Origin of the sequence: Pseudomonas asgharzadehiana, assembly GCF_019139815.1 — a bacterium.
Lineage (GTDB): Bacteria > Pseudomonadota > Gammaproteobacteria > Pseudomonadales > Pseudomonadaceae > Aquipseudomonas > Aquipseudomonas asgharzadehiana.
In genome coordinates this window covers 1,476,539-1,488,771 of the sequence record NZ_CP077079.1, presented here as the reverse complement: position 1 = coordinate 1,488,771, position 12,233 = coordinate 1,476,539, and the positions used below count along the sequence as shown (strand labels likewise).

The following is a 12,233-nucleotide window of genomic DNA, read 5'->3' as shown; positions in this document are numbered from 1 at the left end:
GCTCAGACCAGGATCACTGCCCATACCAGAGTGATCATGGTCAGCGCGACGAATTGCGCGGCGCTGCCCATGTCCTTGGCGTTTTTCGACAGGGGGTGGCGGTCCAGAGAGATGCGATCGATGGCCGCTTCCACCGCCGAGTTGAGCAACTCGACAATCAGGGCCAACAGGCATACCGCAATCAGCAAAGCGCGCTCGACCCGGCTGACGTTCAGGAAAAAGCTCAGCGGGATCAGGATCACGTTGAGCAGCACCAACTGACGGAAAGCCGCCTCGCCAGTGAAGGCCGCGCGCAGGCCATCCAGGGAATAGCCCCCCGCATTGAAGATACGTTTGATACCGGTTTGACCCTTGAAAGGCGACATAGACGTAGGCAACTGAACCAAAGAAGTGGGGAAGCTAGATCACGCAAAGTCAAAAAAGCGTGAACCCGTGACATTTTATTGCGACGAAATTGACTCAAGTTGTTGCAAAAGCAGCGCCGCCTGAGTCCGCGTCCGCACATTCAGTTTGCGGAAAATTGCTGTCACATGCGCCTTGATGGTCGCTTCCGACACGCTCAGCTCGTAGGCAATCTGCTTGTTCAACAAGCCCTCGCAGACCATGGTCAATACCCGGAACTGCTGGGGCGTCAAACTGGCGAGGCCGTCACGGGCAGCCTTGGCTTCGTCGGACACGTTGATTTCTTCGAACGCCTGCGGCGGCCAGGACACATCGCCATCGAGCACTTTGCGCACGGCGTTCTGAATATCGTCCATGGCGCTGGACTTGGGAATGAAACCGCTAGCGCCAAACTCTTTGGAGCGCACCACCACGTCGGCGTCTTCCTGGGCCGAGACCATCACCACCGGGATCTGCGGGTATTGCCCGCGTAACAACACCAACCCCGAAAAACCGTAGGCACCGGGCATGTTCAGGTCGAGCAGCACCAGATCCCAGTCGGACTTTTCGGCGAGGCGGGTCTCCAACTCGGCAATGCTGGCCACTTCGACCAGGCGCACGTCCGGGCCAAGGCCCAGGGTCACCGCTTGATGCAGCGCACTGCGAAACAGCGGATGGTCATCGGCTATCAGGATTTCGTATGTGGCCATTGATTAAATGATCCTGTTTTTTAAGGCAGCCCTGATGGGTTCAGGGTTCGCCAGTACACACGGCAGCGGCCAGGCAGCCATTGCCACAGGGCAAACTCGACGTCAAAAGCGCCTGGAACGACGTCGAAAAGTCACGGTTGCGCCCCAATCGGCGCCCAGCATGCCCAGCGTAGCCTGGGGGGTCAAGCACCACGCCCAGTGGGCATTTTAGCGGCGAGTGGCTTTACGGTGCCATCATGCAAACGTCGTCTGGCTATACGCTCGGTATATAGGGCGCCAGTCGAGTATGGACGATATCAGTCGGGTCCAAAGGCATCTGGAACTTGGCGGCCAGGTAATGAGTGCTGAAGACGTCGAGGTAGGCGTCCAGTACTTCGCTGGCGGCACCGTCGGCGGCCAACTCCAGACACAAGGCGGCGACTTCGGCGGTGCAGAAATGATCATCGCGCTTGGACCGGCGCAGTTTGTAACGCGACAGTTGCTCAGGCGCCAGGCTCAGGACCGGCAAATGCTCCAAATAAGGGCTCTTGCGAAACATCTTGCGCGCTTCACTCCAAGTGCCATCCAGCAGGATAAACAACGGGCGCTTGCCCTCTTCCACCTTGACCTCACCGACCACCCGTTCAGGCGCCACGAATTCGCCGGGGAACACGATATAGGGCTGCCATTGCGGGTCAGCGAGCAAGGTGAGCAACTCGGGATCGACTTCGGTTCGCGACCACGCGAAGGCGGTCGTGTCTTCGATGACATCGGCGATCAACCAGCCAGTGTTGCTGGGCTTCATCGGCTCGACATCATGCATCAGCAGGCACATGGCGGACTTGGCCTGGACCCTGGGCCGCCAATCGCACAGGCAGTACTCGGGGATCACCCGGCAACCGGGGCAGCGTTCGGCACGGGAGCCCCGGTTGACGAAGGGCTTGATAGCACGCGCCAGACGCTGGGTACGCAGGCGGGAGACGGCGTGGTTCATCGGATGCGCCGCAGGGACGGAGAGATCGACACGGGATAGCTCAAGAAAGGTTGAAGTGGCGGCAGTTTACCAGCGATACGCCTGGCTGTAGTGGCAAGGGCTCACCTATAATTGCCCGCCACTGAACGCACAGCGCAGTGGCTGGTCTATGCACCAGTAACCGAATCAGGAGAGTTTCATGCTGCGTTCCATGCTGCGCCTTGCCGCCCCATCCATTGCGCTTGCGCTGGTTTTGCCCGTAGGCGCCCAGGCGGCCTCGCTGCTGGAGGCGCAAATGAACAGGAAGCTGCAAAGCGTCGCAACCGAAAGCAACAAGGACCTGCCCCGGGAAATCGATGAAAAAACCCTGGAAGTGGCCTACACCGTTGAAGGCATGCAACTGATCGATCACCTCAGCGTACTGCCCGACCGCGCCGAACAGATGCGGGCCAACCCTAAGGCTGTGTATTTCCAGCTGGGCCAGAGCGTGTGCCTGAACAAGGGTTATCGCGAGCTGATGGCCAAGGGCGCGGTCATGCGCTACGAAATCACCGAGAACAAAACTAACCGCCCGGTGGCATCGGTGAAGTTCGTGGAAGCGGATTGCCCTGCCCCCGCTTCAGCCAAGAAGAAAAAGTAACCTCTGCCTGACTTCGCGCGTTGCTGCCAGTGACGCGCACTTCCCCCGCTTCAACGCTCCGCCTGCAGCTAGACTCCGTGTGAGTGACCAATAAGCGGTTGCCAGGCAAGGGTTTTTCAGCCCATCATCAGGCCATCCCCCACAGCTCACTCACAGCATTTCTCATGCTGTTCTGTAACATTTTCAGGGCAAAAGAAGGTTGCCCTCTGCGGCAAGCAGCGACACATGCAGTGTCGTAGCCTCCGGCGAATCGCTCGTCGGCCATCCGGGCCCTGTAAGAAGGAGACGTTGAATGCCATACGAACCGAATGACAGCCTGCTCCGGCACTTTGAAGAAAGTGGAGCCGACCTCACGCAACAGGTCGAAGCGCAACTCCATCTGATCGCCCCCAACAGCCCGAATATCCCTCTGTATCGCGACATGATCCTCACCGTGCTACGCATGGCCCAGGACGACCGCAACCGTTGGAACGCCAAGATCACCCTGCAAGCCATCCGCGAACTGGACCATGCCTTTCGCGTGCTCGAACAGTTCAAGGGCCGACGCAAAGTCACGGTATTCGGCTCCGCGCGCACGCCCGTGGAAAGTCCCCTGTATGCCCTGGCCCGTGAAGTGGGCGCCGCGCTGGCACGCTCCGACTTGATGGTAATCACCGGCGGCGGCGGGGGCATAATGGCCGCGGCGCATGAAGGCGCCGGCCTGGAGCACAGCCTGGGGTTCAATATCACCCTGCCGTTTGAACAGCACGCCAACCCGACCATTGATGGCACCGAGAATCTGCTGTCGTTCCACTTCTTCTTTACGCGCAAGCTGTTTTTCGTCAAGGAAGCCGATGCGTTGGTACTGTGCCCGGGCGGCTTCGGCACACTGGATGAAGCGCTGGAAGTGCTGACCCTGATCCAGACCGGCAAGAGTCCGCTGGTACCGGTGGTATTGCTGGACGCGCCAGGTGGCGGGTTTTGGCAAGGTGCCCTGGACTTTATCCGTAACCAATTAGAAGCCAATCGCTATATCTTGCCGACCGACCTCAAGTTAGTGCGCTTGGTATACAGCGCTGAAGAAGCGGTGGAGGAAATCAATCAGTTTTATGCGAACTTCCATTCCACGCGCTGGTTGAAGCGCGAGTTTGTGGTGCGTATGAATCACCCGCTGAGTGATCGAGCGCTTAAATATCTGCAGAGTGAATTTGCCAGCCTGCGATTGAGCGGGGAATTCCAGCAACTTGCCTATACGGGTGAGGATCATGACGAGCCAAAATTCAGCCATTTGACACGGCTGGTGTTCAACTTCAATGGGCGAGATCAGGGCCGGTTGCGAGAGTTGGTGGATTACATCAACTTGCCGGAGAACTGGGCATCGGCTCAAGGGAAGACACAGCAGCGGGTGGCGCCGGAAACGGCTTGATTTTTAAGCGCAAAAAAAGACCCACTATTTTCATAGTGGGTCTTTTTTGTGGCGAATCAGGTCGGTGATGGAGGATTTAGGGCTGCTGTGCAGCTCTGCGGGAGCAAGCTCCCTCGCCACAGTCAACTCAGTCATCCATGTCTCGGCCGCTCAACAAGCGGCTGATCATCTCCATAGAAAATCCGCGATAACTCAGGAAGCGGCCTTGTTTCGCTCGCTCCTTGGCATCGATGGGCAGCTGGCCAGAGAACTTGCGCCGCCAAGTGTCTTCCAACTGCGCCTGCCAACTGATACCGCACTCGCGCAGGGCAAGGTCGATATCGGCACGTTGCAGACCACGCTGGCTCAACTCTTCACGAATTCGCGCAGGGCCGTAACCGGAGCGGGCGCGGTAGGAGACAAAACTCTCAAGGTAACGGGATTCCGACAACAACCCTTCTTCCGTCAACCGGTCGAGTGCTGTATCGATCATCTCGGGGTCTGCGCCGCGCTGACGCAGTTTACGCGTCAGCTCGACTCGACCGTGCTCGCGTCGAGCGAGCAGGTCCATCGCAGTGCGCCGAACGGCGACGAGTGTATCCAGTACAACTGTCATCGTTTGCTTCAGATGTCAGTGTCGGCTTCTTCTACTTCTTCAACCGGCTCGCGGTTGGCGGCTGCTTTCACGTCTGGCGCGGCCGTCAGCAGCTTGTCGCGGATCTGCTTTTCAAGCGTGGCAGCGATGTCCGGGTTATCTGCCAGGAACTTGGCCGAGTTGGCCTTGCCTTGTCCGATCTTGCTGCCGTTGTAGGCATACCAGGCACCGGACTTCTCAACGAAACCGTGCAGCACGCCCAGATCGATCATCTCGCCGTTCAGGTAGATACCCTTACCGTAGAGAATCTGGAACTCGGCCTGACGGAATGGTGGAGCCACTTTGTTCTTCACAACCTTGACGCGGGTTTCGCTACCGACAACCTCGTCACCTTCCTTCACCGCGCCGGTACGACGGATGTCCAGACGGACCGAAGCGTAGAACTTCAGCGCGTTACCACCGGTGGTGGTTTCCGGGCTGCCGAACATTACGCCGATCTTCATACGGATCTGGTTGATGAAGATCACCAGGCAGTTCGCGTTCTTGATGTTGCCGGTGATTTTACGCAACGCCTGGGACATCAGACGGGCTTGCAGGCCCACGTGCATGTCGCCCATTTCGCCTTCGATTTCCGCCTTCGGTACCAGGGCAGCCACGGAGTCAACCACGATCACGTCGATGGCGTTGGAGCGCACCAGCATGTCAGTGATTTCCAGGGCTTGCTCACCAGTATCCGGCTGGGAAACCAGCAGGTCGTCAACGTTGACACCCAGCTTGCCGGCGTATTCAGGGTCCAGGGCATGTTCGGCATCGACGAACGCACAGGTGGCGCCCATTTTCTGTGCCTGGGCGATCACCGACAGGGTCAGGGTAGTTTTACCCGAAGATTCAGGACCGTAGATTTCAACGATACGGCCTTTTGGCAGACCGCCAATGCCGAGCGCAATGTCCAGACCCAGAGAGCCAGTGGAAATAGCCGGGATCGCCTGACGGTCATGATCGCCCATACGCATTACGGCACCCTTGCCGAATTGACGTTCGATCTGACCCAGGGCCGCAGCCAAGGCTTTCTTCTTGTTGTCGTCCATTAAAGTCCTCACGTAATCAATAAGGCCTGACGGCCAACACCTGTATAAGTAGACAGTATTGTTCCACAAAGATCGGAGATCGCCTACCCCTGATTTTCTATTTCTGCTGCAGCTCGTCGCAACAAGCCCTCAAGGGCGGCCTTTACCGTTTGTCGGCGGACCTCGTCGCGGTTGCCGGCGAAGTGCTCAAGCTCGGCGGTCACCTCATCGCCCACACCGAACGCGAGCCATACAGTGCCCACCGGCTTGTCCGGCGAGCCGCCGTCCGGCCCCGCCACACCGCTGACCGCCACGGCAAACCGCGCCAGGCTTTTTTCCTGAGCGCCGCGCACCATGGCCTCCACCACTTCCCGACTGACCGCGCCCACTTTTGGAAACAAATCCTCCGGCACGTTCAACTGCCGGGTCTTCTGCCGATTGGAGTAGGTGACGTACCCCGCTTCGAACCAGGCAGAACTCCCCGGAACCCGCGTGATGGCTTCGGCGATCCCGCCGCCCGTACAGGACTCAGCGGTGGTGACATGGGCATTGAGCACCTGCAAACGTCGGCCTAGTTCAGCAGCAAGTGGGGTGATGTCGTTCACGGGCGTCTCCAGAAGTGGGCGGGCGTTCGCCTACCCTACAGGAGCGAATCGCACACGCAAGCGACAGACTGAATCAAGACGCTAACAGGCGACGCCACGCACATAGGCCTGGCAGGCACGCCCCCCCTTCGACTAAAAAGCACACAGTTATTGCTGATCCGGCCGGGAAGGTGGGCCCTGGTTGACGCCGATACGCTTGGCCGCCCAACGCTCATAAAGGCCGATGGCGACGTCGGCCCCCGCCATGGCGGTGAGGCAACCAATCGCGCCGGCGGTCCAGATCGACATACCCGCGGCGTAGCACAACATCAACGCCGAAACACCGCAGACCATGCACGCTCCGGATCGCAGCGCCAGGCGCCGTACCAGGGACCAACCGCGAGCGCCCTCCTTGTCGGCGCGCCACATTTCGCCGGACACTGCGCCGATCAGCGCCAGTACGATCACCAGCCAGATAGGCATTTCCGCTAACGCTTGCTGCTCGGTTGTCATGTCGCGCCTCCTGGCTGAGCAACGCCGGCAACATGCCGGTGTCTGGGTAATTCCGTATAGGCAGGCATTCCAAAAAGCCCGGTTGCCCAGGCTTTTCAGTAATACGGTCCTTCGGCGCTACTGGCGCGTTACGGATTGGTCCTTGATGTTTTTCCGACCACGATCCTTGTCTGCCGGATAACTGTTCTGATGCTTCAAGCTGTACACCCAGACCAACCTTCCGAACCGTCAAAGCCGATTCATTACTGTTTATCTGGATACAACCTTGTAACTAAAGAGCGTCGGCATCCTTGCCGGTGTTGCCTGGCGTCCTTGCCATCGCTCGGATGGCGTCCTTGCCGATGTTGCGTGCCTTCCCTGTCTTCCTAGGCAGCATCCTTGCCGCCTCCACCAGACCTTGTTGGCTGGCTTGAGATGAAGAGTATTACTGGATGCATATACAGTCAATGCATTAATGCATTTATTTCTCTCGGCAAAATGCACATACGCATTTATAGCCCGACAGGCTTAGGGTTTAGTGATTTTTTACAGGTAAAAAAGCCCGCACGTTGACGGGCTTCGTCTGACAGAAGATGGTTAGCGGGCGTACATGCCCCACCAGAACACATGGCCGAGGATGCTGATCTGCTCATCCTGAATATCCTGGAAGCTGTAGTCTTCATCCGGGTGCTCATCACGATTGAAACTGCGCAGGCGAATACCCGAGGGCAGGCGATAGAGCTGTTTAACCCGCAACTGGCCATTGTGATTAATGGCATACAGGTCGCCATCGACAATGTCGCCAATCGCGCTTTTTCCGGCATTCACTCCGACCGTCGCGCCATCGCGCAGCACCGGCAACATACTATTGCCGCGCACCGTCACACATTTGGCCTGGTCGAACTGCACTCCGTTATGCCGCAGGCTGCGCTTTCCAAAACGCAGGCTGGCCTTTTCGCTTTCCTCAATGACGAATCTTCCTGATCCAGCAGCCAATTCAACCTCGCGCAAAAAGGGGATCGATACCTCGTCATCATTCACGGGGGTGTCATCGTCCCACAGGCTTATGTCCTTGAGTTCCGAATGCATCGGGTCGCGCCCCTCTTCGCGCGAAACGCCCAGCGCCACACGTCCGCGCAGTTGATCGGTGCTGACGCAAAAATACTCGGCGATACGGGAAATGTGCTTGTCCGATGGATCAACGATTTTGCCGCTGAGGATCCGGGACAGCGTGGATTGAGGCACTCCGGTGCGCCGGTAAAGCTCCGTGGGGGAGATCCGGTCGCGGCCCAGCAGTTCTCTTAAGACGATAGAAACGTTGCGTTTTTGCATAACGAGGATAGTGCCGGGTGTTTAAGGGGTTGGCAAATGCTGACCTGCATCAAAATGCATTATTTATGCACTCGGCATACCTTTTAGCAGACCTGCGAAGGTCAGGCTTGAGTGTTAACCTTTTCTACATCGCAGATATCGACGGGATGGGCGGCAAGGATGAGTCAATGGCGAACCTATAGTTTCTGGACCAAGGCCTGGATCCTCGGCCTCCTGGCACTTATGGCCGTAGTGTCCGATGGTGCAGACCTAAGTTCTCTGGGAGAGGGCTCGTCCCACCGCAAGCGCGTCTTCAGCCCCGGCTTCATTGTGTTGTGCATTTTTGTAGCCGTATGTGAGCTGATACTGCTGAACCACTTCTACGGTGTATGACCTGAATTTGTAACCCACGTGGTTGAGTCATACCCTTTCATATTTTGCCTCTCCGTTTGCGACCTGCGAAGGGCCGACCTCGCATGTTAACCTTGCCGCCATCGCAAAAACTGCTGGGCCAAGCGCGCCCTTTGCCCCATCACTTTCAACGAATTTGCCTACTACCCAATGAGTAAAAATACGTCCGATCTGTCCTCCCACACCCCAATGATGCAGCAGTATGGGCTGGAACAGTGCATAGGCCACGTAAAACGTGGCTTTCAGCATTTCACTGTCTAAAACCATACCGTCATTTAGACGCGTTTCAGGTCAGTGAATACGCGGTAGGCGGGGGTAGTTTTAGACAGAAAATCAGCCGATTTTCTACACGGACTTGCCGTCAATCCTCACGCTGGCGTTGCCGGTGTCAGAGTTCGGAATCCGCACCTCCACCCGTTTACCCGATTCGGTAGTAATCGTAATGACCACACTCGTGGGAGGCGGCCGCAGATCATCACCGCATATAAGTTCGACAATTTCCGCGCCCGACGCGCGCTCGCCGAGTGGATCCCACAAATTGCCATTAACGAGTGGTGCAGTGACTTTGATCGACATACCGTATTCCCGCTTGGTTAGGCTTGTCGTCAGACGCTACCAGATGCGCAGAAAATATTCTTTCGTCACACCAGGAAAGGCAAGAGGGCGCGGATTAGCTGGCGTTTTTGGTCTGAGGTTTTAACGGACTTCAGGTGGTTTTCAATCCCCTAAACGCCGCTAGAGAAGCGGCGGAATGGTGTAAAAAGTTGTACGAGATTACTTGAGGAGTTTTAGCATAGTGGATTGGTGGCTCATAAAGGCCTCGCACCCATGCTGGATCATATTAGAAGCTTGAAAAGAATCTTCGAACTTAATGCAGTTTGCTATTACGATAGCATCGCCTCCTACATAAATAGCAGAAGCCCCTGCGTGAAACTTTTCCGAGACGTTTGTATGTATATTTGCTATTAACCCATCAAAGTAGAACCGGTAGCTATTTAACATCAATGGCCCATTTCCAGCGCCAAAGTCCAAAGGAGTTTTCATTTCCAACGGGCCAAGGTTGTGACGTGCACCACGAGTTACCATCTGAGTTAGATGCACCGGAAAAAAACTTAAAGGATATGGGTTTTTGTTTAAAACCATAAGCCTAAGCTTTTCCAACTCGCACTCTTGTAATTTAATATTTGCGTATTGTGGCATGTCAGATGCCGCAGATCTCCAAAGCAAACTAAGAAAAAAAATTCGCAACTTTAGAACATCCAGATCAGGAACTAAACGAACGAATTGCTCGCTCTCCGGATATTTAATTATTTTATCCTTGATTACCGTTTCTTTCCCCCAGCCACTCCAAACTAATCGCGCATTGCGAAGTTCAGTCGCAGCAAAGCTGTCCAAATCAGCGAGAATATCCTCGCCTGAGCGCGTGACCAGTTCACGGTCATACCAACTAGTCGGCCTCCTGGTCGGACGACCTCCCGGTGCTCCATCGATGAAATAGCACCCCTCGCTTGGAGCTGAGAACGCTAGGGGAATCATGTGTGACTTCACAAACTTCCCGGATTTCAATGTCAGCTTGCATGTCCCTATAGCCACGATCTGCCTCCGGTGATGGATGACAGTTAGGGTGCCCTAATTTCTTCTGCACGGCAAAATGACACCATGAAAGATCTATGGTAGTTTTTCCGCCTCTCTGGACATAAGCCACACGACCATTGCAGGTCGTTGTGCATCCGACCAGTTGGGTAGCTGCCACCGACCTCCTGGAAACCCCGTGCGAGCGGAAAAAGGAAATAGGCAGAGATAGTCTGAACCTCCTTGCCAACTGCAATATGAGACCGGGAGAACAGCTAGGGAGGATTGCCATGCGCATTTCTGAACAAGCTGGTTCAGCAGCTTTACACCTTCGCCTCACGGCGTTAGGCAGCTTCGTCGGAGTGCTTTGCGCTTCCGGTGTAGCCCCGGTAATCGCTGTTGTACTGGGGTTAATTGCTGCTGCTGTTTTAAACAGGGTGTAAGGCTAGGGTGGTCATGGACGCGAACGTGACCATTCGAACCTTATGCAACCTCTTCCGGCAATCTGCCGAACCAGCCATGCTAATTTTCTCGCCTCGAATGTGGGTCAATGCGTTAGCGCTCTGACATACGCCTGGCACGCCCACAGAGCGATCAGTCCTTGGTCGCCGGTGTCGGTGATGGCTATGCTTGAGCTGGCTCTTAATAGGTCTGCCGTTGTGAGGGGATCAGACCAATTGATAAATAGTCTCTTTCTTTCCTTGAATTGGTTTCTTTCTGTGAGCCGGCTTTTTGCTTGGACTATTTACAGGCTCGAGAAATGGTGACCAGTGCCTCTCAAGGAAAGCCTCATAACGCTTCATGCTGTACATCACTCGCCCATCAACCTTTCTCCAGATGTCCGCGGGGATTGCTCCGGTAGAACGCCTTCCTTCTAGGGCTCGCCGTGTCACACCTAATAGCTCGGCCATCAGGCTTTCTGTGACCTTGTCCCAGCTGTCAGTCATCTCGACGAGGCTGGCCTGAGGCTCCAGTGATAGTTCGGCAGCGGGTTCAGCTAGACCAAACTTGTGCAGTAATGCCTGCCGAGCGACTTTGGGCATGCCGTCACCACCTACGATGAATGGGATTCCATTCGCACGTAACCATCGAATCTGGATAGCCGAGCGCGCACTAGCAGTAAGCTCTGCAAGGTCCTGAGAGCTGATAAACATCGATTCCAAATGACCAGCCATAGTATCGCTCCTCCAGCACTAGCGGCTTCAAGCCGTTTGCGCCGGTGCTTACCAGCGCGACTATTTCGGGCATAGTATTCTGTGCGCTTGGTGTTTGAAGGCGCTACAGTAATTTTATGGATCAGAGACCGGCCATCCCGTATGGCATGGTCAGCAGACAGGAGGCCAGCGTGGCAGAGTTCACAAATACCGTCACAAAGCGCATAGGTATTGTTCTGTTGCTGGTCGGACTGATTATCCTATCTATTGGTCTTTACAATATGGGCGGGCGCTACCTGAGTCCGGACCGCTTTTTTGAGCGGTGGCTAGATGTGATCAGTTGGAATAAATATCGCGTTAAGGAGTACCCGGCAGTCTTTTACGGTAGCTACCTTGTGATAGTTGGGCTTTTCTTGTCAGTCCTGTATGACAAGGTAACCGGCCGACTCGTGCAGTGGATTTTGACTGGCCGAACGAAACGAGATACCTGACCATGCCTCTCACCAAACCCAACCAGCAGCTACGCCGCGATCTCAAGGCGATAGCGTTCAACATCGAGCAATCCTGTGTCGACCTGGGCAAGCTGGCAGAAAAGCTCAGCGATGCCGACGCCATAGCCCTGATGGGATTGGTAGGTACGCTTTATGAGGAAGCCGACAGGCTGGTGGGGTATGCGGATGAAGTGAAGGCCGGCCGGATAAGTCGGGCTGCGGAATACCGCAAATGACTGCATGGCGAGAGCAGAGCTTCTGGAGCAAGGTTGGGGTCATTGCTTGCGTGGCTTTCCTCATGATGATTCCCGGTTACTCCGACGCAGCTGGTCTTAGCTGGGGCTCGTCCGGCCGCAAGCGGGTCTTCAGCCCTGGCTTCGTTGTGCTCTGCACCATCGTGGCGGTGGTTGAGCTGGTAGCGCTGAATCACTTATATGGTGTGCCCAGGTGATGTGAGTCAGATGGAAATGGCGGCGGTCGACTAAATTA

General features: G+C 55.9%; 19 protein-coding genes and 1 pseudogene. 7 read left to right on the top strand and 13 right to left on the bottom strand.

Translation table 11 applies throughout. The features are described 5' to 3' along the window. Positions 1-2: 2 nt before the first annotated feature. From KSS96_RS06805 to KSS96_RS06795, 3 genes are all read right to left on the bottom strand, one after another. A complete protein-coding gene (locus tag KSS96_RS06805; RefSeq protein ID WP_065877192.1) occupies positions 3-365 on the bottom strand; it encodes a diacylglycerol kinase in 363 nt (120 codons plus the stop codon). A gap of 75 nt (positions 366-440) precedes the next feature. Then, positions 441-1,091, bottom strand: a complete 651-nt coding sequence (gene erdR, locus KSS96_RS06800; protein ID WP_017529770.1) for a response regulator transcription factor ErdR — start codon at positions 1,089-1,091, stop codon at positions 441-443. Between the two features lie 253 nt (positions 1,092-1,344). Next, positions 1,345-2,064 (bottom strand): tRNA-uridine aminocarboxypropyltransferase, encoded by a 720-nt coding sequence (locus KSS96_RS06795; protein ID WP_017529771.1) that lies wholly within the window; start codon positions 2,062-2,064, stop codon positions 1,345-1,347. Positions 2,065-2,242: 178 nt separating this feature from the next. On the opposite strand from KSS96_RS06795, the gene KSS96_RS06790 reads away from it, so the two are divergent. Further along, positions 2,243-2,683, top strand: coding sequence for a PA3611 family quorum-sensing-regulated virulence factor (locus KSS96_RS06790; protein WP_017529772.1), 441 nt, complete (start codon positions 2,243-2,245; stop codon positions 2,681-2,683). A 292-nt stretch (positions 2,684-2,975) separates the two neighbouring features. After that, entirely contained in the window at positions 2,976-4,088 is a 1,113-nt protein-coding gene (locus KSS96_RS06785) for an LOG family protein (protein WP_017529773.1), read from the top strand. 127 nt (positions 4,089-4,215) lie between these two features. Here KSS96_RS06785 and recX read toward each other — a convergent pair whose 3' ends face one another. From recX to KSS96_RS06760, 5 genes are all read right to left on the bottom strand, one after another. Further along, entirely contained in the window at positions 4,216-4,683 is a 468-nt protein-coding gene (recX, locus tag KSS96_RS06780; protein WP_065877193.1) for a recombination regulator RecX, read from the bottom strand. An 8-nt stretch (positions 4,684-4,691) separates the two neighbouring features. Continuing rightward, a complete protein-coding gene (gene recA, locus KSS96_RS06775) occupies positions 4,692-5,750 on the bottom strand; it encodes a recombinase RecA (RefSeq protein WP_003189042.1) in 1,059 nt (352 codons plus the stop codon). Positions 5,751-5,833: 83 nt separating this feature from the next. Next, complete coding sequence (locus KSS96_RS06770) at positions 5,834-6,334, bottom strand: CinA family protein (RefSeq protein WP_065877194.1); 501 nt, start codon at positions 6,332-6,334, stop codon at positions 5,834-5,836. A gap of 147 nt (positions 6,335-6,481) precedes the next feature. Further along, entirely contained in the window at positions 6,482-6,826 is a 345-nt protein-coding gene (locus tag KSS96_RS06765) for a phage holin family protein (protein WP_017526369.1), read from the bottom strand. A gap of 576 nt (positions 6,827-7,402) precedes the next feature. Beyond that, positions 7,403-8,137 carry a LexA family transcriptional regulator gene (locus KSS96_RS06760; protein ID WP_017526367.1) on the bottom strand — a complete coding sequence of 245 codons (735 nt, stop codon included), beginning with the start codon at positions 8,135-8,137 and terminating at the stop codon, positions 7,403-7,405. A gap of 159 nt (positions 8,138-8,296) precedes the next feature. Here KSS96_RS06760 and KSS96_RS28230 point away from each other — a divergent pair, with 159 nt between their 5' ends. After that, positions 8,297-8,509 carry a hypothetical protein gene (locus KSS96_RS28230; RefSeq protein ID WP_017526366.1) on the top strand — a complete coding sequence of 71 codons (213 nt, stop codon included), beginning with the start codon at positions 8,297-8,299 and terminating at the stop codon, positions 8,507-8,509. A gap of 27 nt (positions 8,510-8,536) precedes the next feature. On the opposite strand, the gene KSS96_RS06755 is transcribed toward KSS96_RS28230, so the two are convergent. The 3 genes from KSS96_RS06755 to KSS96_RS06745 all read right to left on the bottom strand — a co-directional run bounded on the left by KSS96_RS06755 (position 8,537) and on the right by KSS96_RS06745 (position 10,063). Further along, a complete protein-coding gene (locus tag KSS96_RS06755; protein WP_217855932.1) occupies positions 8,537-8,776 on the bottom strand; it encodes a hypothetical protein in 240 nt (79 codons plus the stop codon). Positions 8,777-8,872: 96 nt separating this feature from the next. Beyond that, complete coding sequence (locus tag KSS96_RS06750) at positions 8,873-9,103, bottom strand: hypothetical protein (protein WP_217855931.1); 231 nt, start codon at positions 9,101-9,103, stop codon at positions 8,873-8,875. A 198-nt stretch (positions 9,104-9,301) separates the two neighbouring features. After that, positions 9,302-10,063: a hypothetical protein gene (locus KSS96_RS06745; RefSeq protein WP_217855929.1), complete on the bottom strand. Its 762-nt coding sequence runs from the start codon at positions 10,061-10,063 to the stop codon at positions 9,302-9,304. Positions 10,064-10,389: 326 nt separating this feature from the next. On the opposite strand from KSS96_RS06745, the gene KSS96_RS06740 reads away from it, so the two are divergent. Beyond that, positions 10,390-10,542: a hypothetical protein gene (locus tag KSS96_RS06740; RefSeq protein ID WP_177019330.1), complete on the top strand. Its 153-nt coding sequence runs from the start codon at positions 10,390-10,392 to the stop codon at positions 10,540-10,542. A gap of 104 nt (positions 10,543-10,646) precedes the next feature. On the opposite strand, the pseudogene KSS96_RS27945 reads toward KSS96_RS06740, so the two are convergent. Together KSS96_RS27945 and KSS96_RS06735 are read right to left on the bottom strand one after the other, a co-directional pair. After that, positions 10,647-10,733 (bottom strand): annotated as a pseudogene (locus tag KSS96_RS27945) (lysis protein); the annotation flags it as partial. Between the two features lie 34 nt (positions 10,734-10,767). Next, entirely contained in the window at positions 10,768-11,274 is a 507-nt protein-coding gene (locus KSS96_RS06735; RefSeq protein ID WP_217855927.1) for a DUF4224 domain-containing protein, read from the bottom strand. A gap of 170 nt (positions 11,275-11,444) precedes the next feature. On the opposite strand from KSS96_RS06735, the gene KSS96_RS06730 reads away from it, so the two are divergent. The 3 genes from KSS96_RS06730 to KSS96_RS27940 are packed head-to-tail and all read left to right on the top strand — an operon-like array spanning position 11,445 to position 12,195. Next, on the top strand, positions 11,445-11,744 hold the full coding sequence (locus KSS96_RS06730) for a hypothetical protein (protein ID WP_217855925.1): 300 nt from the start codon (positions 11,445-11,447) through the stop codon (positions 11,742-11,744). A 2-nt stretch (positions 11,745-11,746) separates the two neighbouring features. Then, the gene (locus tag KSS96_RS06725) at positions 11,747-11,980 is read left to right on the top strand and encodes a hypothetical protein (protein ID WP_217855923.1); all 234 of its coding nucleotides are present in this window, start codon (positions 11,747-11,749) and stop codon (positions 11,978-11,980) included. Next, the gene (locus tag KSS96_RS27940) at positions 11,977-12,195 is read left to right on the top strand and encodes a hypothetical protein (RefSeq protein ID WP_225913317.1); all 219 of its coding nucleotides are present in this window, start codon (positions 11,977-11,979) and stop codon (positions 12,193-12,195) included. Before KSS96_RS06725 ends, KSS96_RS27940 begins: the two co-directional genes overlap by 4 nt. The last annotated feature ends 38 nt before the right edge of the window (positions 12,196-12,233 follow it).